Source organism: Bradyrhizobium sp. i1.15.2 (genome assembly GCF_040548425.1).
GTDB lineage: Bacteria > Pseudomonadota > Alphaproteobacteria > Rhizobiales > Xanthobacteraceae > Bradyrhizobium > Bradyrhizobium canariense.
The window spans coordinates 203,466-225,023 of sequence record NZ_JBEPRQ010000012.1 but is presented as its reverse complement, the minus strand read 5'-3'; the positions used below and the strand labels follow the sequence as shown (position 1 = coordinate 225,023).

At 58.9% G+C, this 21,558-nt stretch carries 15 protein-coding genes; 5 read left to right on the top strand and 10 right to left on the bottom strand.

The window, feature by feature from the left end; translation table 11 throughout:
• From ABIB80_RS22545 to ABIB80_RS22525, 5 genes are all read left to right on the top strand, one after another.
• Positions 1-388, top strand: a 388-nt coding sequence (locus tag ABIB80_RS22545; protein ID WP_354128392.1) for an integrase core domain-containing protein, incomplete at its 5' end; no start/stop codon positions are given.
• Positions 389-1,515: 1,127 nt separating this feature from the next.
• Complete coding sequence (gmd, locus tag ABIB80_RS22540; protein WP_354128391.1) at positions 1,516-2,601, top strand: GDP-mannose 4,6-dehydratase; 1,086 nt, start codon at positions 1,516-1,518, stop codon at positions 2,599-2,601.
• A complete protein-coding gene (fcl, locus tag ABIB80_RS22535) occupies positions 2,582-3,565 on the top strand; it encodes a GDP-L-fucose synthase (RefSeq protein ID WP_354128390.1) in 984 nt (327 codons plus the stop codon). The genes gmd and fcl overlap by 20 nt, the downstream gene beginning before the upstream one ends.
• Positions 3,566-3,776: 211 nt before the next feature.
• Positions 3,777-5,603, top strand: coding sequence for a glutamine--fructose-6-phosphate transaminase (isomerizing) (gene glmS, locus ABIB80_RS22530; protein WP_354128389.1), 1,827 nt, complete (start codon positions 3,777-3,779; stop codon positions 5,601-5,603).
• 152 nt (positions 5,604-5,755) lie between these two features.
• Positions 5,756-7,105, top strand: coding sequence for an MFS transporter (locus tag ABIB80_RS22525; RefSeq protein WP_354128388.1), 1,350 nt, complete (start codon positions 5,756-5,758; stop codon positions 7,103-7,105).
• A 466-nt stretch (positions 7,106-7,571) separates the two neighbouring features.
• Here the strand turns inward: ABIB80_RS22525 and ABIB80_RS22520 are convergent, their stop codons facing one another.
• The 10 genes from ABIB80_RS22520 to nodS form a co-directional block, all read right to left on the bottom strand.
• Entirely contained in the window at positions 7,572-8,438 is an 867-nt protein-coding gene (locus ABIB80_RS22520; RefSeq protein ID WP_354128387.1) for an electron transfer flavoprotein subunit beta/FixA family protein, read from the bottom strand.
• Between the two features lie 405 nt (positions 8,439-8,843).
• On the bottom strand, positions 8,844-10,598 hold the full coding sequence (gene nifA, locus ABIB80_RS22515; RefSeq protein ID WP_354128386.1) for a nif-specific transcriptional activator NifA: 1,755 nt from the start codon (positions 10,596-10,598) through the stop codon (positions 8,844-8,846).
• Positions 10,599-10,855: 257 nt separating this feature from the next.
• A complete protein-coding gene (locus ABIB80_RS22510; RefSeq protein WP_502918742.1) occupies positions 10,856-11,692 on the bottom strand; it encodes an SDR family NAD(P)-dependent oxidoreductase in 837 nt (278 codons plus the stop codon).
• A gap of 1,359 nt (positions 11,693-13,051) precedes the next feature.
• On the bottom strand, positions 13,052-13,225 hold the full coding sequence (locus ABIB80_RS39410) for a hypothetical protein (RefSeq protein WP_502918741.1): 174 nt from the start codon (positions 13,223-13,225) through the stop codon (positions 13,052-13,054).
• A 907-nt stretch (positions 13,226-14,132) separates the two neighbouring features.
• Entirely contained in the window at positions 14,133-15,107 is a 975-nt protein-coding gene (locus ABIB80_RS22505) for a nodulation protein NodZ (protein ID WP_354128385.1), read from the bottom strand.
• 190 nt (positions 15,108-15,297) lie between these two features.
• Complete coding sequence (locus ABIB80_RS22500) at positions 15,298-17,301, bottom strand: carbamoyltransferase family protein (protein WP_354128384.1); 2,004 nt, start codon at positions 17,299-17,301, stop codon at positions 15,298-15,300.
• 192 nt (positions 17,302-17,493) lie between these two features.
• Positions 17,494-18,282, bottom strand: a complete 789-nt coding sequence (locus ABIB80_RS22495; protein WP_275174135.1) for an ABC transporter permease — start codon at positions 18,280-18,282, stop codon at positions 17,494-17,496.
• 3 nt (positions 18,283-18,285) lie between these two features.
• The gene (nodI, locus tag ABIB80_RS22490; protein WP_354128383.1) at positions 18,286-19,200 is read right to left on the bottom strand and encodes a nodulation factor ABC transporter ATP-binding protein NodI; all 915 of its coding nucleotides are present in this window, start codon (positions 19,198-19,200) and stop codon (positions 18,286-18,288) included.
• 4 nt (positions 19,201-19,204) lie between these two features.
• Entirely contained in the window at positions 19,205-20,917 is a 1,713-nt protein-coding gene (gene nodU, locus ABIB80_RS22485; RefSeq protein ID WP_354128382.1) for a nodulation protein NodU, read from the bottom strand.
• Between the two features lie 11 nt (positions 20,918-20,928).
• Positions 20,929-21,558 (bottom strand): nodulation methyltransferase NodS, encoded by a 630-nt coding sequence (gene nodS, locus ABIB80_RS22480; protein WP_354128381.1) that lies wholly within the window; start codon positions 21,556-21,558, stop codon positions 20,929-20,931.

Below are 21,558 nucleotides of genomic sequence, written 5' to 3'. Positions count from 1 at the left end.
GGCTCGTCCTGACCGCGCCGATCTGCGCCTTACAACGTTCATCGCAACCTCCAAACTCCTGGTGTTGCGACGACCGTTTGAATCCGCCCAATACGTATCCATTAAGTACACCGAGCGCCTGGCTGAAGCAGGTATAGAACCTTCCGTCGGCAGCGTTGGAGATTCCTATGACAACGCTCTCGCCGAAACGATCAACGGCCTTTACAAAGCAGAGGTGATCCATCGGCGTGGACCATGGCGCAGCTTCGAGGCCGTAGAGTTCGCGACCCTGGAATGGGTGGACTGGTTCAACAATCGACGGCTCATGGAGCCCATCGGCAACATCCCGCCTGCCGAAGCCGAGCAACGCTACTACGCCATGCTGGAACAACCCGCCATGGCGGCATAACTTAAACCAAATGGCCTCCGGCAAACCCGGGGCGGTTCAGACTCATTAGTGGTCCGCGTCAGATCGCGCGCCAAATGCGCGACTCTCGACATAAGGGATTGAATCGGACGTAGCGTCAGATTGTAAGGTCTTCAATGCAGCTGGCGACCGCGCCTGGCCGTACAACAGCGTCCGGGCGACCAATTGGGAATGTGTCCTTTTGAGCTCAGATTGCAGAACGCCCGTGATGCCTTGAAACGCCTCAGTGAAGTCGCCTCGGCGAATCATTGCAAGATCTCGCGATGAAACGGGGAGTGCAGGAGAACCGGATGCTAAGATCGGAGCAGCATCGCCTCGTGGTGATTGCCGATTTGAGATATTGCTCATGGTGGAGGTCGCCTTCCGGAGATCAGCGCTTCGCTGCTCAGAGTGGAATGGAAGTTGGAGGCCATGCAGCTGGTTGTGATCCGCCTCCCGCGAACCTGTAAATGGCTTGCTCGCGCCGAAACGGAGCAGGGCTGTAGGCATACACGTTCGCACAGTGTTTGGTTCGCATCCTCCTATCGCGACATCTTCGTCATGCCTGGCTGCAATGATTGAGCCATCGTACGAAAGCTGGTCGGATTATGAGCTGGCTCACAGCTTGCTGAGCAATCTCAGGAGGGTTCAGGCCTTAGGGATTACCAACGCCTCCTCGATACACGCAGCGAACGCTCAACGAGCCCGACTGCATGCCTGCCTCATTCGAGGCCCAACAATCGGCTCCTTTCGAACAGGTCGCATGTCCGAGGCGGCCATCCTATGGCCCGGCTCGCCGCGCGAGTTGAGCAAGTAGAGACAGTGGAACGGCTTCTCGGTCCCGACGGGTCGCTTGCCACCTGGCCGCGTCGCAATTCCACTGGTCGCACCCAAGCAGTGGAGCGACGCCCGACGAAGTCGAACGAAATCCGCCGGATTACAAACTTTCGTATAGTCCTTCAAAACCGTTTCGATGTGGAACGTTTACCTCCGTACAGTTGAGCGATCGATGCAATGTCTATACACGTCCAGAGTTCAGTGCTTCTTGAGCGTGACGCTTCCGCATCGGAGGCCGACGCGATTAAAGGTCGTCGATCGCGGGACGACATTAACATGCGCAGAGAAACGATTTGTCAAACCAAGCGAGCAAACGGCGGATCGCTCTCATCACCGGCATCACCGGGCAGGACGGCGCCTATCTCGCCGAATATCTGCTGTCGCTCGGCTATGTCGTGCACGGCATCAAGCGGCGTTCGTCCTCGTTCAACACCGCGCGGGTCGATCATCTCTACCAAGACCCGCATGTCGGCAAGGTGCCGTTCCTGATGCACTACGGCGACATGACGGATTCGACCAATCTGATCCGCCTCGTGCAGCAAATCCGGCCGACCGAGATCTACAATCTCGCGGCCCAAAGCCACGTCGCCGTCAGCTTCGAAAGCCCCGAATACACCGCCAACGCCGACGGCATCGGCGTGCTGCGGCTCCTGGAAGCGATCCGCATCCTCGGCATGGAAAAGGAGACGCGGTTTTATCAAGCTTCGACCTCCGAGCTCTATGGCCTGGTCCAGGAGATTCCGCAGAAGGAGACCACGCCGTTCTATCCGCGCTCGCCCTACGGCGTCGCAAAGCTCTATGGCTACTGGATTACGGTGAACTACCGCGAGGCCTACGGCATGTTTGCCTCCAACGGCATCCTGTTCAACCACGAGAGCCCGATCCGCGGCGAGACCTTCGTCACCCGCAAGATCACGCGCGCTGTCGCCCGCATCGAACTCGGCCTCGAACAGACGCTCTATCTCGGCAATCTCTCGGCCAAGCGCGACTGGGGCCATGCCCGCGACTATGTCGAGGGCATGCACAAGATCCTCCAGGCCGACAAGCCGGACGATTTCGTGCTCTCCACCGGCGAGATGCACTCCGTGCGCGAGATGGTCGAGCTGTCGTTCGCGCAGGTTGGTCGCCGCATCGAATGGCGCGGGGAGGGCGTTGACGAGACCGGCGTCGACACCAAGACCGGCAAGACGGTGGTGAAGATCGATCCGACCTATTTCCGCCCCACCGAGGTTGATCTCCTCGTCGGCGACGCCAGCAAGGCGCGCGAGGTGCTTGGCTGGACGCCGAAGCGGAGCTTTGCAGAGCTCGTCGCGGAGATGATGGTGAGCGATCTGGCAGACGCAAAACGGGACGTGGCGAGTGGCAAACGCAACGTTTGAGCTGACCGGCAAGAGCGTCTACGTCGCCGGCCATCGCGGCATGGTCGGCAGCGCGCTCATGCGCCGGCTCGAAAGGGAGGACGTCAAACTCGTCACCGTGGACCGGCGCGAGGTCGATCTCTGCAACCAGGCCCAAGTGTTCGACTGGTTCACGCGCGTGCGGCCGCAAGTGATCTTCCTCGCCGCAGCGAAGGTCGGCGGCATCGTCGCCAACAATACGCTGCGCGCCGAGTTCATCTACGACAACATCGCGATCGCGGCCAACGTGATCCAGGCCGCGCATCGGAACGGCGCCGAGAAGCTGATGTTCTTGGGTTCGTCCTGCATCTACCCGAAGCTGGCGGAGCAGCCGTTGCGCGAAGATTGCGTGCTGACCGGCCCGCTCGAGCCGACCAACGAGCCCTATGCAATCGCCAAGATCGCCGGGATTAAGATGGCCGAGGCCTATCGCAGCCAGTACGGGTGCGACTTCATCAGCGTCATGCCGACCAATCTTTACGGGCCCGGCGACAATTATCACCCCGAAATGAGCCACGTGGTCGCGGCCCTGATCCGGCGCTTCCATGAGGCCAAGGTTTCGGGCGCAAAAAGCGTCGTAGTTTGGGGCACCGGGACGCCGCGGCGCGAGTTCCTCTATGTCGACGACATGGCCGATGCCTGCGTGCATTTGATGAAGACCTATTCGAGCGCGGAGCTGATCAACATCGGCACCGGCGAGGACATCACCATCGCCGAGTTAGCCCGCATCGTCGCCGAAGTCGTCGGCTACATCGGCGAGATCAGTTTCGATACCTCCCGGCCCGACGGCACGCCGCGCAAGCTGCTCGACGTCAGCCGTCTCGCGAGCCTCGGCTGGCGCGCGAGGACATGGCTTACACATGGAATGCGGCAGGCCTACCAAGCCTTCTTGGCGGCACCGGCTACATCGGACAAACGGAAGAACCATGCAGCTGCTAGCCGCTGATGGCGCTCATTGTTCGGTTCCAGAAAGTTGCTTTAGGATCTTCCGGCGAATTCGACCGGGCTCCGGTGTTCCTTGGAACTCGCGCACCGCCGGGTGACGCGTGCCCGATGGAGGGCAGGCACGGGCTAGACTGGCCGAAGCTATGGCGAGCGAATTGGTCAGGCGAGCCTTGCGGGACGCTTTGTTTTGAACTCGAGGTAAACTGATTAGCATGTGCGGAATTGTCGGTATCTTGGGGCGCGGTCCGGTCGCGGATCGACTCATCGATTCACTTAAGCGACTGGAATATCGCGGCTACGACTCAGCAGGCATCGGAACGCTCAAGGGAGATCATATCGAGCTTCGGCGCGCCGAGGGCAAGCTGAGGAACCTTGAGACACGCGTTCGCCGCCATCCGCTCTCAGGCCATGTCGGGATCGGGCATACGCGCTGGGCTACACATGGCAAGCCGACCGAGCACAATGCTCATCCGCATGCAACGGACAATGTTGCAGTGGTCCATAACGGCATTATCGAGAATTTTCGCGAGCTGCGCGCGGAGCTGAAACAGCATGGCGCCTGTTTCGCTTCTGAAACAGACACCGAGGTGGTGGCGCATCTTATCGACTCTCATCTGAAAAAAGGCTGCTCGCCGCAGGACGCGGTAAAAGCCTCGCTCCCGAGGCTAGTGGGCGCGTTTGCGCTTGCAATCCTGTTCAAGGGTCAACACGACCTCATGATCGGCGCCCGGAAGGGCTCACCGCTTGCGATCGGCCATGGCGAAGGCGAAATGTATCTCGGATCGGATGCTATCGCGCTTGCGCCCCTTACCGACTTGATCACCTATCTTGAGGACGGCGATTGGGCCGTGCTCAACCGCAACTTCAGCGTGGTTTACGACGCACAAGGCACGGTCGCCCGCCGCGAGGTGGTGAAATCTGGCGCGTCGTCGGTTCTCGTCGACAAAGCAAACTACCGCCACTTCATGGCCAAGGAAATCCACGAACAGCCAGAGGTGATCGGGCAGACGCTGGCGCATTACGTCGATGTCGCCACCGAGAGCGTGGCGCTGCCGCAGGAGCTTCCGTTTGATTTCAACGAGATCGGACATATCTCGATCACGGCTTGCGGTACGGCAGGCTATGCCGGCCATATCGCCAAATACTGGTTCGAGCGGCTGGCTCGTATTCCGGTCGAGCTCGATGTCGCCTCCGAATTTCGCTATCGTGAGGCACCGATGCGCAAGGGAGATCTTGCTATCTTCATCTCGCAGTCCGGCGAGACGGCCGATACGCTGGCCGCGCTCCGCTATGCCAAATCGCAAGGCCTGCATACGCTCTCGATCGTGAACGTTCTGAGTTCGACCATTGCGCGCGAAAGCGGGACCGTGTTGCAGACACTCGCCGGACCTGAAATCGGCGTTGCCTCGACCAAGGCGTTCACATGCCAGCTTGTCGTCCTGGCGGCGCTTGCGGTCGCTGCCGGCAAGGCGCGGGGTGAATTGTCGGAGAGCGACGAGGTCGATCTCGTGCGAGCGCTGATCGAAATTCCCCGGCTAGTGATAGCGGCGCTTGGCAGCGAGCCGCAGATTGAGAAGCTCGCACGCGACATCGCCAAATCACGTGACGTGCTATATCTTGGTCGCGGCACCTCGTTTCCACTGGCGCTGGAAGGGGCCCTGAAGCTGAAGGAAATCTCCTATATTCACGCCGCTGGCTATGCGGCCGGAGAGCTCAAGCACGGCCCCATCGCCTTGGTCGACGAGAGCGTTCCCGTCATCGTCATCGCTCCTTGCGACCGGCTCTTCGAAAAGACCACCTCGAACATGCAGGAGGTCGCCGCACGCGGCGGCAAGATTATCTTGATAACGGACGCTTGCGGCGCCGCGGAGGTGTCCATGGATACACTCGCGACGATCGTGCTGCCGGAAATGGGGACGACATTTACGCCCATTGTCTATGCCATTCCGGTGCAGCTCCTGGCCTATCACACGGCCAACTTCATGGGCACGGACGTCGACCAACCGCGAAATCTTGCGAAATCGGTTACCGTCGAATGAGCCAAGGCCAATTGCCGAAATTATGCCGGAAACGTCAGGCGCTTACAGGTTGGTCGATCGTGCCCTGATGGCAGATTCGCGGCCATCAAACGCACTCGGCTGGCGTGAGATTTTCTCCGGAACCGGCCATTTCAAACGAGAGGAACCTCGCCATGTCACCACCGTCCATTGGGCACGCGTCAAATGCCAAATCGCGCATTGGTGCCATCTTACGTGCGACGAGCGGCAACTTCCTCGAGCAGTTCGACTTCTTCTTGTTTGGGTTCTACGCCAGTGCCATCGGAAACGCATTCTTTCCATCAGGAAGCGAAACGGCTTCACTGCTTAACACTTTCGGTGTGTTCTGGCTGGGTGCCTTGATGCGACCTGTTGGCGCGATCGTGCTTGGAGCCTATATTGACCAGATTGGCCGTCGGCAAGGCCTGATGATCACGCTTTCGATCATGGCCATTGGCACCATCATCATCGCCTTTTGTCCCGGCTATGCGACGATCGGCATTGCCGCACCCGTGATCGTGCTGTTCGGACGGCTGTTGCAGGGATTTTCTGCCGGGGTTGAGGTTGGCGGCGTTTCCGTCTACCTCTCCGAGATTGCCACTCCGGGCAACCGCGGTTTTTACACATCGTTTCAGTCCTCGAGCCAGCAGGTTGCGATCTTTGTCGCGGCTCTTATCGGATATTTTTTGAGCGAAGCACTTCCGGCCGAAATGGTTGCCTCCTGGGGCTGGCGGATCCCGTTCTTCCTTGGCTGCTTGATCGTTCCGCTTATTTTCTTCCTGCGCCGGACACTGGAGGAAACTCCGGAGTTTCTGGTCATGAAGAACCACCCAACGGCCCGCGAGGTCTTCGCCTCCACAGTTGCGAACTGGCGCATTGTCATTCTCGGCATGATGATCGCGATGCTGACGACTACGACCTTCTATTTCGTCACGGTGTACACGCCTACATTCGGCAAGCACGTATTGCAGCTGTCGTCGCAGAACACGCTCTTGGTAACGCTTTTGGTCGCCGTGACGAACTTCATCTGGAACCCAATTGGCGGGGCGATTTCAGACAAAATCGGCCGGAAGCCGATCTTGCTGACGATTGCCGGCCTCGCCTTGGTGACCGTATATCCGGCGTTGTCTTGGCTCGTGACCGACCCAAGCTTTGGCAAGATGCTGGTGGTGGAGATGATATTCTCGTTCTACTTTGGGACCTATAGCGGCGCCATGTTGGGCGCTCTAGTCGAAATCGTGCCGAAGCACGTTCGCACAACCTGCTTTTCTTTGGCCTTCGCACTCGCCGCAGCTCTCTTTGGCACGTTGACGCCGTTCGCATCGACTTGGCTGATCCATCGGACCGACGACAAGGCTTCGCCAGGTTTTTGGCTGATGTTTGCAGCTTTGCTCGGCATCATCGCCGCGCTGACGATTTATCCAGGAAGCACAAAAAGAGTTGCGAAACCGTCGAGACCCGAGCGGTCTAACAGGGCCGTAACCGCGCAATTTGCCACGCATTAGCACGCGCCCCCACGGGGACGTTAACGGCCCGAGACCGCACCGAACTTGGTGCGTGACCGCCCTTGCGGTGATCTCACGGTGGTGCGCGGCCGACTCTGCCGGTCACGGTTCTTCCTATGCGATCGCGGGCAGTATCGGGACGAGCTGGCGCTGATGTTGACCGGGAGTGGCTGAGCATTATCAGCTAAGCCCGGTTCCGTCTGTCGTCGAAGGGCACGATGATAATGCCCGCACGTTGCAGTCACGCGAAACACTCAGATCTCGCGCGAGGGGACAGATCCCTCGCGCGAGCTCCGCGCAGCGAATTCGGCGGGGTACTCTGTACGGCTGCCACACAAACTGAACGGCCACCTCGTCAGGCTGCATGAATTTCCCGAGCGAACCGGTGTCTCGCACCACGAGAGCGACGGGCCAATGCATGACCACGACCCAGGCCATCGCTGGCTCTGCTCGATCGGCCGCGACTTCACGCGCCGGTCGCTTGTGCGGACGAGGTACCGCGCGCGAGCTGTGCGAGCTCCTCCTCAAGCATAGGGTTGCGCTTGAACATGGCCTCGATCAATGCTTGCGCCGGCTGCTCGGCCGCCTCCACCCACGTCGCCTTCTCCGCGCGCGCGGCGGGCGCGAAAACACGTTTGACCACCGTCGGAGACCCCCTCAGACCGCATTTGGCCATGTCATCCACGCCAGCATTTTGGGCGCTCCACTTTACGATTGTGGCACGGGCGGCGCGCAGCGCATCTATCATTGCACCGCGGCGAATTTGATTGGTTGCCTCCAACATGCTGACCAGACACGGCAGCTTGGAACGCAACACCTGGACGCCGCCTTCGCAGCGCCGTTCCGCCTCGATTGTGCGTGCTTTGAAGTCCAACGCTTTGACTGTGGAGACGTACGTAAGCTGCTGGACCCCGAGCCTCTTTGCGATGCCAGGCCCCACCTGCGCCGTATCGCCGTCGATCGTCTGCTTGCCTGTGAATATGACGTCCGGCGGGCCATATTCCCTCCCGATATTGCGAACGGCGCACGCCAGCGCGTAACTCGTCGCCAGCGTATCGGAGCCCGCGAAACTACGATCAGTGAGCAGGACAGCGCGATCGGCACCAAATGTCAGTGCCTTTCGGAGAGATTCTTCGGCCGACGGTGGCCCCATTGTGAGGACGGTAATTTCGCCGCCGAACCTAGCTCGTAGGTCGAGCGCAGCTTCCAGTGCGAAGAGATCATATGGGTTGATGATTGTCGGCACGCCCTGGCGCATGATCGTATTGGTAACAGGGTGCACGCGGATTTGCGCGGAGTCGGGGACCTGTTTGATGCAGACGATGCTGTGCATTACTTCTCCTAGGATGCTGAGCCGGCTCCCGACGAGCAGCAAATGTCATACCACCCCAGGCATTTCGCCGATGAGGAAGGCATGCAAAGACTGACGGCGACTCGGTTGTCGCAACTACGACGGCTTGAGCATGGGCGCGTCTTGAGCTGATCTGAGTTACGGGCAGCAACGGAGCCGCAGCAATCACGCGCCGGTTTCACGCCAAGCCAGTTTTCAGGGGGAATACGTTGCAAACAGACGATGACAAAGCCCGCCGACGCGAAGACGCCCTACACTTCACCGGCGAGCGCATCCCAACCAAGGCATGAGGCTAGTATTCGTATCATGCATTTTAACTGGCAACCGCCTCTTCCCACGCTCTCCTATCCCAGTCGGACGAGCGCGAGAGAGGAGCGGCCCGACGCTTTAGAAGCGCTTGATCTCGATACCGTGTCTTCGCAAGGCATAGCCAATCTGGCGCGGGGTTAGTCCAAGCAGGCGCGCCGCTTTTGCCTGTACCCACCCGGATCTTTCCATGGCTGCGATGACGCGCTCGCGATCGGTGAGTTTCGCAGCACCCACCGCGGGTCGCCCCGGTGGCCCTAGCGGTGTCAGCTCGCTGCTGACCGGCTGAACGGCTGTTATAGCTTCTGGAGGCGGCATGCTCAACCTCGCGGGCAGTGAGAAATGGGGGCTCGGCTGTCGTGCCATTTCCTCCGCTCCACACTTCCATAGCATGGCCGACAGGCACTGCCCGTGGCAGCATGCAAAATCATGTCTTACGATCGACGATCCTTGCGCGAGGGTTGCGGTCCGCTGCACGCAGTTCTCGAGCTCGCGGACATTACCGGGAAATTCGCAAATCGTGAGGACCTCAATCGCACTTGAATCGAACACCAGAGCACGTCCGTTTTCATTGTTGAAGTTCTTCAAGAAGCGAGCGGCGAGAAGCGGAATATCAGTGCGTCTTTCGCGCAGCGGGGGCAGTAGCAGAGGAACCACGCTGATGCGGTAGTAGAGATCGGCACGAAACTCCCTCCTTGCCACCGCCTCTTCAAGATTTCTGTTCGTAGCTGCAATCACGCGGACGTCGACTTTGATCGTCTGATTGCCGCCGACCCGCTCGAATTCCTGCTCCTGAAGCACGCGCAGGAGCTTCGCCTGGAACGACGCCGAGATCTCACCGATCTCATCTAGAAACAACGTTCCCTTGTCGGCGAGCTCGAAGCGACCCTTGCGCGCATTGAAAGCACCCGTAAACGCCCCCTTCTCGTGACCGAACAATTCGGATTCTAGCACCGTCTCAGTCAGGGCTGCGCAATTCAGCTTGATAAAGGGGCGTTTGGCCCGCGCTGAATGCTCGTGAATAGCCTTCGCGACCAGCTCTTTTCCGGTACCCGATTCGCCACGCAGCAGAACCGTGCTGTTGGATTTTGCGATCACCTGGACCTTCTCAAGTAACGCGCGGAGCGCCGGGCTGTCGCCAATAATTCCGTCGACTTGAACCTTCTTACGCTCCGGCCCATGAGGCTTTGGTTCGGCCAGCTGCTTCTGCAGTCGGAACTCCTCGTCCATAAGGCGCCTGCGATCGCGCTCAACAATGGAATGCAGCTTCGCGGTCTGGCCCACAAGGCTAGCGACCATGGTCAGCAGGTGGAGGTCGTCATCGAGCTGCGCGCGCATCCCGTTGTCTGCGATACGGTCAATGCTCAGCGTACCCGCAACTTTCTCGTCAATGTCTATGGGAACGCCGATGAATGCAACACGCGTATTACCGGCGGCATCTAGCATCTCGACGTCCGAAGAACTGAAGGCCGAATGCAGCGCTACGTTCTCAACGATGAGCGGCTGCCCCGACGCCACGATTTGATCAATTGCTCCTTGCGGCAAGCGCACCCCGCGGCGCGAATCGCGGTCTTCGTCCCGACCGTCGCCTACGATCATCTGGGGCACGCCGTCATGACCGAAGAGACACACGATTCCGCGGCGCATCTGCACGAGCGATTGCAGACGCTCGATGACGCTCTCCAGCTTGGCTTCGAGCTCGGCTCGGCCGGTCAGCGTGTGCGCCATTTCAAAGATCGTGCTTAGCGATTTCTCTTGCGACGGCACAATATAACCGGAGGGGTCCGCGTCGGAGGTTGAGTTTAGTTTTTCGCGCAGGGAAACGTTGTCCAGCATAACGACTTCTCCGTTCCTTTCTTGATCCTCCCGTGATCTTGATCGGACTTGTTGGACGCGTGTTGCATGCCCCTCGATCTGACATCCGGTTCTCAGGGCGGGGCGAGAGATGACGCCTCTTCATGGCACGTCGGCAGCACCTACAGTGACTAGGTTTGCTGCGTTAATCTTTCAACTCCCTGGCGGATTCGCCCTGGCCAAAATGACTTCCATCCGGGATGGCCCAGATGAACCGGGCTTCGCCAGGGGCGAGTTCATCACAAGTGTTGTCCGCCATTGATCGGGACTTCGGCGCCAGTGACATAACTTGCCGCATCTGAACATAGGAAGAAAATGACCTTGGCGACTTCCTCGGGTATACCCACTCGGCGAAGTGGGATCTTTGGCACAAGATGCGCTTCCGTGGCAGGCGACAAAATGTCCGTCTTGATTTCTCCGGGCGCGACCGCATTGACGCGAATGCCATGTGAGGCGTAATCGTGCGCCATTTCGCGCGTGAGACAAGCGAGCGCAGCTTTCGAAGTCGCATATGCCGTGCCTGCAAATGGATGCACGCGCGAGCCGGCGATCGAAGTCACATTGACGATCGAGCCTGAAGCCGCTTTTAGCTCATCGAACAGACCTTGGGCGAGCAGGATCGGCGCCACCAGATTGAGGTGGAACACGCTCATCCAGGTATCGACTGAGGTCGCCAGCGACGTCAGCCGGGCACCGTTCGGCATTTTTGGTGACGTTCCGGCATTGTTTACCAGTCCATGCAATGGTGCGCCGGCAAGGCACTCCTTGATCTCGGCAATCACGCGCGGCAGCGTCCGATGGTCGCTCAGGTCGACTTTGATATAGCTGTCGCCCTCTGAATTCCATGGGCAGCGCACCGCGTCGAAGGGTTGGCGCGCGCAAGAAATGACGCGCCAACCGGCTTGCGAAAACAATTTTCCGGTGGCACGACCGATGCCGCGCGATGCTCCGGTCAATACCAGCGTCTTCCGCTCACGCAGCAGGCGGCGCGCTCGATCGGCGTGAATTGGACCGCCAAAGTCCGTTTGCGACGATCGAGCTGGGACCGCTTTGTCATTTAGTAGACCCAGATTCACATGCCGCTCCCGTCCGCTTCCCTCGGCTGAGCACCTGGTGCAGGATCCGGGCCAAAGCGATACAGGGCACAAGCGGCGAACCTTTGCGACCCAAATGGCAGGTTCCGAACATCTCGCCTGTTCGCTTTTCGACAATGGCAACGCCCCGGCAATGGCGGGACCATCGCCGTGTTTCCGGGCGCGTTACAAATGCGTGCGGGCTCGATCTTCGAGCCGAGAAGCCGGCGTTTACACCGCGAGCTGACTACATCGCTCTCCCCAGGTGGCCTGAGGCTCATTCGCCAGGGAAGATAGATCAGCTCCCTTTGGCGGAGATCAGGACCGATGCCAGTTTCGTGCAATACCTTCTCGGCCGCTGTGCGCGCGCGCACATGCGGCTGTTGATCAATCCGATACGATGGGCCAAGGGTCTTGCTGTTCGCAAGGTCCAACAAAAAGGACGCGATGAGCGCATGAATGAATAAGACTAGCTAGTGGCAAACAGATGGCCCAGCAAAGGCGATCTATCCACCGGGCGCGCCCTTGTTGCTGCTGGAACATTCACACGTGATTGGCCTGCTGCGTTGAACGTCGGACAACAATCACTGTGCTCTTCGCCGTCTGCCCGGGGATCGCAGTTTTTGGCTGCGACGATGATACGCCATAGCCCTTCCGGACGACACCGCTTAAGCATGGCGGCGCGAAGCATTACGTAGCCACGCCGCTGGCGCTCGTGGTATTGGCCGAGGCTTCGCACCCGTACGCCTGATCGTGCCGGCATCACATCCGTCGCACAAGCAGCCGTATTACCGGTCGGCCGGCCAGGCGTCGCACCCGGGGCGGAAATCACCACCGTTTCGTTTCTGCGATATACCTCGCCAAGCAGATGGTCGACGCCAGCACTGTCAGGCCGATGATCTCGGCAGGCCATTAAGTAGCCCGAGCAGCCTCGTGGTAAGTGGTTCGGCGCGGAATAAGGCCCCCTTTGGTCCGCGCGCTAAACTGGTAGCGCTCGCGTCCTCAGAACTGGTCGGGATTGCGGAGCCAGAGAAGCGCGGGCTGTTCGAGCATCGTCGCGGCCTCCCTCGCGGTCGTTTTGGGTCTCGACGATGTCGCGGTGATGGGCGCCGGATTTTGGAATCGGCGAGCACGGTCGGCCATTCCCCGGTCGACGTCAGGCTCAGCCAGGACGGCCTGCGCGATCGCCTTGGCCCGCCAGCACGTAGCTGGCGGCCAGCACTCAATGCCGCGCCGCAAGCTGCGTGCCTGGCTTTCGTGGTCACCTAAACCACGCTCTCCGCTTCACGCGGCCGTGAGCATAGGACTCCTGCAGTCGGATGCGGCCGCCATCATTGCGGCTACATCCAACAACAGTGCTAGTCACATGAAATCATCCTCGTACGCGTATCTGGGGGAACCTGGTGCGCTCTCGGTATCACTGCTCCTGTTCTCCTCAGCTTTGGAGAGATAGAGTCGAGGTTTGTCCGCACTCTGCCATTCACCGGCACTGTTCTTCGTCCACTTGTCGGGATGCTGCGCAGGATCGAGTACCATGCCTCCATCAGCTTGGAGGTCTGTCATTCAGGAAGTACGCTGGTGCTCCCGCAGAAGATGAGCTTCCGCCAGAAGTCGATTCGTCTAAGCGCATCTGTGCAAACGTGTCAGCGAAGCTTTCGGTTCCCGCATCGGTTTGCCAGCTGGCGTCATGCGTGTAGGCGCTATCGGACGATCCACCAATTCGACCATACATAACTGTTCGCTCTCCTATTTTTTGCATTCGGTTCAGGCCAGCAAGGCGCGGGAGATACCCATAAATTGCTTGCTGACGACTAGCTGTTCTCCCCGACGCACAAACCAATCAGAATTGGCTCAAGTCGACGAAATTAGGTTGCAACTCGGCTTGACGAAGCTCGCGCATCGGTTCTGCTACGTCCGCCGGATCAAAAAACGGAAGGGCTGTTGCTGGCTCGAGGCGACGGGGCCTGCTACTGCAGCGTCGGCTCCCGGTCGACGGGCTTCACTAGGCTCGGCCAATCATTGCTTCATGCCCCTGCGTACCAAACCTAAACGTCGCCACCAGCCCGCAAGATCGGGTGGGACTGCGCGGCCGACCTGCTGTAAACAGCCCGACTTGGGTAAAGGCAGTGTGACCAGCGAGACCAGAATAGCGAGCGCCGGGAGCAAAAGCCCATGCGCCCGCTGTCGAGATTTGGACCTGATTTACGCTCGAGACAGCGGCTTCTGGAAATGCCAAATATACAGCTCTGACCGAACGCCGCACTCGATCACGTGCCGCAAAGGGGCAGGCCTCTTGTTGAGAGGCACCCACCAGATGGCACCAATATCAATTGGCGTCGCGGTTGGTCTCAATGGGCACCAAAAAGGTGAAGCTGCTAACGCCGAAACGGCGTCACCTTTTGAATGCCGACTGAGACCACTGCAAGCCGATCAACGCGGCAGTTCATGAAGCCGCAAAATGCTCGTATGGATTATCGATCATGCTCAAATGCTCCGGATTGCTCAGATCGAATTCAATAATGCGGGGCACGAGCAGACGAGCGTAGCGCGTGAAGGCGCTGGTTGGGGGAAAGCGGATCACGGTAGCGCATCGCGCAAGAAGATACATGTCGACGAGAGCGGAAGCTCCACCTTCAATTCCCATTTCCGCACTATGCAACGGCCCTGCCCGATCGGCCTGGAAACGTTTTGGTACGGCGAGGACATTGGGAAACATACCCGATACGTGATCGAGCACCTGTGCACTGTCCGTGCACAGGAAGATCTTTACAGGCTTTGGATATGGCAAAGCCTCGGCTTTGCGGATTGCCATGCAGACCTGACGAAGGGCGAGCTCCGAATCGGCCCAGTATGGCGCATGCTCCATGATGTCTTCGCCATTGCCGTGCCGAACATGAACGCCGATGATGCTATGGCCGCTAAAGTGTTCCTCACAGAACGCGTCGATCCGCGCTCGAATCTCAGGCCTGAGTTTGATGTTCCGAAAGATCAGTCGCTCGGCTTCCTCGCTACAACGCCACATCAGGCAAGCGTCACAGACAATGGTGTTGGCTTCGTTATCTTCTCTTGACTGGAACAGCTCGGTCAGTTCGTCACGTTCTCGGAAGATCTGCTCATCCGGGCGATTGATGCAGTCGATCGATGGCCTATTCCACCACCGCGGGAAGAACGGTCCGGGAAACGAGAGCTGGTTGACCCGATCATCGCAAATCACCGGCACTCCAGCGATGTCCTCAACCGGCTCGAAGAACACCGAAAAGGCGTTGCTGAACGGTTGGTCGACGTAACAGGAACCGCGCCAGTCGATGACGAGCGTCCGCCCGGTCCGCTGCGCGTACGACCAGGCTGACGCCAGCGACCAGAGGCAATCACCAAAGCCGGTACGCCTCCGAGAAATAACAAAGCGTTCCTTCGTCAAATTATCAAACCCTTCTCGTTGCGCAAGATCAGTTTTGTGTGGCGTACCTACTCTTCTGCGATTCCGATCCCCGCCAATGGACACGGCTGGTCACCTGGACGCAAGGCGATCAACCCGCAAGCCTATCCTTCACGGCCCCCGATTGACAGGTCATGCAAGAGGCGGAGCCCTCTTCCGCATTGCTCACCTTTTACGACCGCGCAGGATGCAGCCGAATACGGCGTTGATCCCAGAGCCCGCGCAGTTCGTTGACGAGACCTTCGCGCCTAGTCCTGTCAGAGGTGACTCTTGCGAGAAGATCGGCAAGAACAGCTTCCTTCTCAATTTGCATCAGCATGTCGAACAGGTCATGCGAGACGCGCACGCTGTCATGGCTGGAGTGACCCATGCGGATCTCGCAGACTGTCTCCTGGCGTTCTCGGCTCGCATGAGCGCGAACCCGGTAAAGAGATGCATGCGGCGGCAGTGATACAGCGAGTTCAGTCCAGCTTTCGAGCGTTGTTGCCCGTTTCTTGACGAGGAATGACCCGACCACAAGACCATCGAGCTCGGTCGACAAAAACGCCGTAATCGCATCGGCAACGGAATCGACGATCGGTTCGGCATTGTTGTTGAATGACGTATTAAGCAGAATCGGGACGCCTGTCCGGCACTTGAACGCATTGATGAGATCCCAATAGGCGGCATTGTTCGTGCGGGAAACCGTTTGCAGCCGAGCGGTACCATCGATATGCGTGATTGCCCCTAGCAAAGCACGCTTGGATTCGCGCACGCGAACGACGAAATTCATGAAGGGATATTCTGCGCGACCATCCGGCAACTCAAAGAACGCGCCCGCATCCTCCTCCAGAACCGACGGCGCAAATGGTCGATAACTCTCACGCTTCTTGACCATCGCGTTAATCCGCTCCTTGTTAGCGGCGGGCCTCGGGTCCGCAAGAATACTGCGATTGCCGAGCGCACGAGGGCCGAACTCAGACCGGCCCTGTACCCACCCGATCACGGCGCCATCAGCGATCCACTCGGCTGCTCTGGTTGCGACGTCAGCGGTCCGTTCCATCTCCAGGTGTCCGGTCCATCGCTTCAGTTCCTGTTCGATGCTGTCGTCGCTGCCGACATCTGGCCCCCAATAAACCGCCTGGAGTCGCTCGCGGGGCGCCGGCTGCCCGGCCTCTTTCGACACCATCAGTGCCGCGCCCAATGCGCATCCGGCATCATGCGCAGCCGGCTGCACGAAGATGTCCTCGAAGAGGCCTGAATACAGGAGTTTTCCGTTCAGAGTGCAGTTGTGGGCGACCCCGCCGGCCAGGCACAACCGTTTCATTCCCGTCGACTCACGGTAGTGCCGAAGGATATGAAACACGATCCGTTCCAGCGCCTCCTGCAACGATGCGCTCACATCTTGATGCTGTTGCGTGAACGGCATTCCCTTTCGCCGGACTTCGATATTGCGCAGCAATGACGGACCGATCCGGTCGAGGTGAACGCGGTAGCCACCGTTTGCGGAGAGCTCATAGAATTGGGCAAAGAGCTCGCGATAGCGTGCGGGATCTCCGTAAGGAGCCAGTCCCATCACCTTATACTCGTCGAACAAGCCGTAACCGAGATATCGGATCGTCTCCAGATAGAACAGTCCGAGAGAGTTATTCTCTGGAAACGTCATAAGCTCGGTCATTTCGGTACCCGACCCAACCGCCAAGAGACCCGAGAGGAAGTCGCCACAACCGTCGATCGCGAGAACCAAGCTTTCTTCAAACCCCGACATCGCCAGAGCGCTCACGGCATGGGCCTGATGGTGGCCTACGAATGACACCCGCGACGGATCAATTTCGGTTCCGAACTCCGCCGCCAGAAGGTGCCGTAATAGCAAATTGGCATTTAGCGGAATTGAGATCTCGGGTTGTGAGATGAACAGCCGTTCGAGCATCGCGTTGCAATAGGGTTCGGTGGCGTAGAACGCAATACGATCGACGTCGCGAAGCTCCACACCCGCAGCTGCAAGACAGTATTGAATCGCACCGCTCGGGAGCTTGTTTGAGTGTTTGATCCTATTGAGGCGCTCCTCTTCAACGGCAGCGATGACGCGCCCGTCCCTGACAAGTACGGCGGCGCCGTCGTGCAGAAACGTGTTCGGCAGTTCAAGCGGATTTTCATAGACCCTATCGAGCCCGCCACTCAGTCCTAGACACAGCATCTTGTTCTCCGTTCATCCTGAGAGGCCTGTTGGCCTATTCGTATCGCTTGCTTTGCAAGTAGACCGCACATCGCGGCGGGCAGATCCGGCATTGCGAGCGTAACAAGGCCCACATAAGCGTCGCACGCGCATTGCGTTACGCCCGATATCTGATCTCGCCCACGCGATGCTTCGCTTGAGGTCTTGTTCCTCTCACCGCATCAGGCGTTGCCGAAGCAACGCGGCCGAGACGAGGAAGGGAAATGCCGCGTAGATGCAAAGTGCGCCCACATGCAAGCCGAGGCTATCGACCGGCCGGCCGAGCATTGCTGGACGAATGAGATCGACCGAATGAGTCAGTGGCAAGAAGGCGGCTATGCGTTGAAATGACCCTGGCAACTGGCTCATTGGGAAGATCGCCCCGCTCAAATACATCATGGGCGTGAGAATGAGTGACTGGTAGAAGATGAAATAGTCGTGGCTCGGTGCAAGTGCTGAAACGACCATTGCGAGGCTCGCGAACGTAACGCCAGTGAGGGCGATGGCTGGTAACGCATAGGGGATGGATGACCACTCGGCATAACCCAGTGCGACGGCAACAATCGTAATCGCCGTACCAGCCAGCAAGGCCTTGCTCGCTGCCCATGCCACTTCACCGAGAACAATGTCGCCGAGCGTAAGGGGCGTACAGAGCACTGCCTCCCATGTGCAATTTGTCTGCATGCGAGCGTAGGCCGCATAGATCGTTTCGAAGGTTGCGGAGACCATCGCGCTTGTGGCGACCATGCCAGCGGCGAGAAACGAGATGTATGAGGTCCCCTCGACGCCACCGATGATCATTCCAAGGCCAAAACCAAGGCCAAAGAGAGAGCTCATCGGCTCGGCCAGATTCCCAAGAATCGATGCCAAAGCGACTTTCCGCCAGACCAGAAAATTCCGCCGCCATACAGCGATCCAGTTCCATGGATTAGCAGGGAGCGCCGGCGCAAAACGTTGCCACATCGTTCAGTCCTTCATCTCTCGCCCGGTTAGCCGCAAGAAGACATCCTCCAGATTTGGAGGACGCTGCAGAAGGCGGAGATCCGCGCGGTTGGCAAGCCGGACGCGCACCTGCTCTGGATCCCTGACATAGCAGAACAACGTCTCTCCGCTGACCTCAGCGCGCTGCACTTGGGGTCTGACCAGCGGCAGCAGTTCATGCGGATTACCACCGTAAATCTCGATCACTTGGCAGCCGATCTGCTGCTCGATCAGCGCGTGAGGCCGGCCTTCGGCGATCTTGCGGCCGTGCTCAAGCACACATAGGCGGTCGCACAATCGCTCCGCCTCTTCCATGAAATGGGTGGTGAGAAGAATTGTTTTGCCGCGCGCTAATAGCGAGCGCAAGCGTTCCCAGATCAGGTGACGGCCGTGCGGATCGAGGCCGGTCGTCGGCTCGTCTAGCACCAAGAGATGCGGGTCATTAATGAGGGCACGAGCCAGCGTCAGGCGCCGCTTCATGCCACCGGACAGTTCGCCTACCCGGGCATCCGCCTTGTTCTCCAGGCGGGCGAATTCGAGCAGTGACGGCGTGACCGCTTTGACCTCGGTGGCGCTCATGGCGAAGTAGCGACCGAAAACGAGCAAGTTCTCGCGCACCGTGAGCTGAAGATCAAGGTTGTCGAACTGTGGGACAACCCCGATGCCCCGGCGCGCCAAGCGAGCACGTGTCGGCACCGGCTCGCCAAGCACACATATCTTACCTGCGTCGGGCGATGAAACACCCAGGATCAAACGCGCAAGCGTGCTTTTACCCGCGCCGTTTGGTCCGAGCAGACCGAAACACTCTCCCGGCGAGACCGTAAACGAAACAGCGTCCACGACGACCCTGTCGTTGTACGACTTGCTCACCTCGAAAAGGTCGACTGCCGCGGTTGACATTTGCTTACGCCATCGCGACGGACGTTGTTCGCGCCGCTTCCTGGGTCGCGCGCCTTTTTGTCCAAAGCAGGCCGTCACACCATACGTGATCAACGCGTCCCCACTGGCACGCGGCGGCGGCATCCGGGAAGAAGCCGCGTCCATGCAGATTGGCGCTGGTATTGCAAAGCAGCGGAATGCCTGTGAGCTTCTCGTACGCGATGAGAAGCTCGGCCACTTTATGTGGAGAGGTTCTGGAAACGGTCTGTAGGCGGGCAGATCCATCGAGATGCACGACGGCCGGAATTTTGTCCCGCCATTCCGGTCGCGTCTGGTGATCGAACAGCATGTACGGATCGGGTACGCCAGGGCTGAAAATCTCGACCGCGCGATCCTCCAGGCATATCGGCGCGACCGGCCTGAAATGCTCGCGAAGTTTGATATCGTTGAGATGATCTTTCATTCCTTCCCAGGTCGCGGCTGCGAGAATGCTTCTGCCACCCAGAGCTCGTGGTCCGATCTCGGCGGGTCCAGCAAGGAAGACGACCGGCTTGTCGCCCGCGAGAATTGCCGCAAGTTCGCCCATCGTGCAGGGCGCGCTCTCCCATTCGGGCGGGCCTTCGCTGGGACGAACGGCCGGTCCACTGTAGACCGACCATTCCAGAGCTTTAAAGCCTTGCTGTGCCGCCAGTGCAGAGCAAGCAGCACCGATGGCTGAGCCGCTGTCGTTTGGAAAGGGGGGCACCCACACGGCATCGAACAGGCCGGTCGCACGAAATGCACTATTCCACTTAATATTCAAGCCACAGCCGCCGGCGATGCAGAGGTTACGCGCCCCCGCAAGATCCGAATGCCGCTGCACAACATCAGAAATTGTGCGAACCAGCAGACGCTCTAGAAAGACGTGAAATGACGCAAGGACGTCTTCGGCTTGCTTGGCTTTCAATCGCAGTGCGCACGCATCGAAGAAGTCGTGCAGAGCTTCAAGTGGCGATCGTGAGCTGTTGGTTTCTGCAAGCTCACGGCAAGCGCGGTCAGCATGCGTGGCAAAGTGCGCCTCATAGAGTTCCTGAAACGTCTCGATAATATCCCCGTCGGGCGATCCCAGCGCGATATAGGCCATCAGCTTGCCGGCTATACCGAGATCCCAGCTGGTCCGGTCCGCCCGCCTGTAAGGTCCAAAGTGATGTCCTGCCGTCGCATAGGCGTGACCTATCATCGGAAACAGGCATTCGATGAAACGGATGCCGTGGGGCTCGACATAGTAGAGGCGTGGAAACATGCAGCCGTCCCACACCAAGCAGAAAGCAGATTGTGCGGATTTGGCAAACGAGCTGGCGCAGTATGCGGATGCTACGTGCCCGGTGACATGGGGATAGCTTTGATAAGGATATAGCTTCCCGTCTAGCATGAGGCCGATGCGATCGCGGGACGTCAGGGGGCTGTCGCCGTGCCGTTCGACATACGGCGCGCCCTTGAGCTTGACGGTCGTCGGCCCACTAAGGACTTCAAACTGTGATTCGAACTCTCCATCCCAGCCATCAATGACGAACTGATCAACATCGCTCGGATCCAGCCCGTGCTCCGCCAAGGCGCCAACAACGGAATCCAGGTTGTCAATGGTTTGATAACGCGGATTGTTGTTCAGCTTCTCCTGTTCGACACAAAACACCAGCCGGCCGTCCTCGATCAGAGCGACTGCCCCGTCATGCGTCAACTTGATACCGCAGATACGCATAGTGGCTCCTTTCAAGCTCGGCCGTTAAGACGGACCGAAGAATGCTCCGGATTGTGAAAGCGGACCAACAAGCAGTCTTCGTCAGCTGACTGCCCCTGGCACTGCGCGCGTTCGACCTCAATGAGCGCTTCAGTCAACATCGCGATGACCGTCTCGGCGCCAGCGACATGCCCCCATCGCTTGCAGGTGGCATCACGTGCAGATCCGAAGATCAGATGCCCACCTGGAGCAAGCATCTTCACCATATTGTCGACCGCGATACGCATCTGTGTCATGTCTTCGAGATAGTAAAGAACTTCAGCGACCACGATCAGATCGAACAACTCTGCGGTCGAGAACTGCAGAATATCGCTCGCCGCCCAGCTGATATGCGACCACCTCTTGGTCCGCTGGACCGCTCGACCGATCGCTCGCGGCATAACATCGATGACCGTGAGTCGTTTGCAGTGAGGAGCAAGCTTCTCTGTGAATGCACCGGCCGCGCACCCGACCTCGAGGCCGTTTGAGACGGCGCCGTCCGACAGCGATAGCCGCAGCAATTGGGTGTGACGCTTACGTTCGAACGGATTGTCGTCAAGCCGCCACGGGTCGTCGTTAGCCAGCTCCCGTTCTAACGATTGATATGTGTTGTCAACACCCAC

What these genes read in the sequence shown, in the direction of transcription:
- ABIB80_RS22500 (WP_354128384.1), bottom strand. Translation starts at nt 17,301, where the DNA reads ATGCTGTGTCTAGGACTGAGTGGCGGGCTCGATAGGGTCTATGAAAAT.
- nodI (WP_354128383.1), bottom strand. Translation starts at nt 19,200, where the DNA reads ATGTCAACCGCGGCAGTCGACCTTTTCGAGGTGAGCAAGTCGTACAAC.
- nifA (WP_354128386.1), bottom strand. Translation starts at nt 10,598, where the DNA reads ATGCTGGACAACGTTTCCCTGCGCGAAAAACTAAACTCAACCTCCGAC.
- ABIB80_RS39410 (WP_502918741.1), bottom strand. Translation starts at nt 13,225, where the DNA reads ATGGTACTCGATCCTGCGCAGCATCCCGACAAGTGGACGAAGAACAGT.
- nodU (WP_354128382.1), bottom strand. Translation starts at nt 20,917, where the DNA reads ATGCGTATCTGCGGTATCAAGTTGACGCATGACGGGGCAGTCGCTCTG.
- ABIB80_RS22495 (WP_275174135.1), bottom strand. Translation starts at nt 18,282, where the DNA reads ATGTGGCAACGTTTTGCGCCGGCGCTCCCTGCTAATCCATGGAACTGG.
- ABIB80_RS22520 (WP_354128387.1), bottom strand. Translation starts at nt 8,438, where the DNA reads ATGCACAGCATCGTCTGCATCAAACAGGTCCCCGACTCCGCGCAAATC.
- ABIB80_RS22525 (WP_354128388.1), top strand. Translation starts at nt 5,756, where the DNA reads ATGTCACCACCGTCCATTGGGCACGCGTCAAATGCCAAATCGCGCATT.
- glmS (WP_354128389.1), top strand. Translation starts at nt 3,777, where the DNA reads ATGTGCGGAATTGTCGGTATCTTGGGGCGCGGTCCGGTCGCGGATCGA.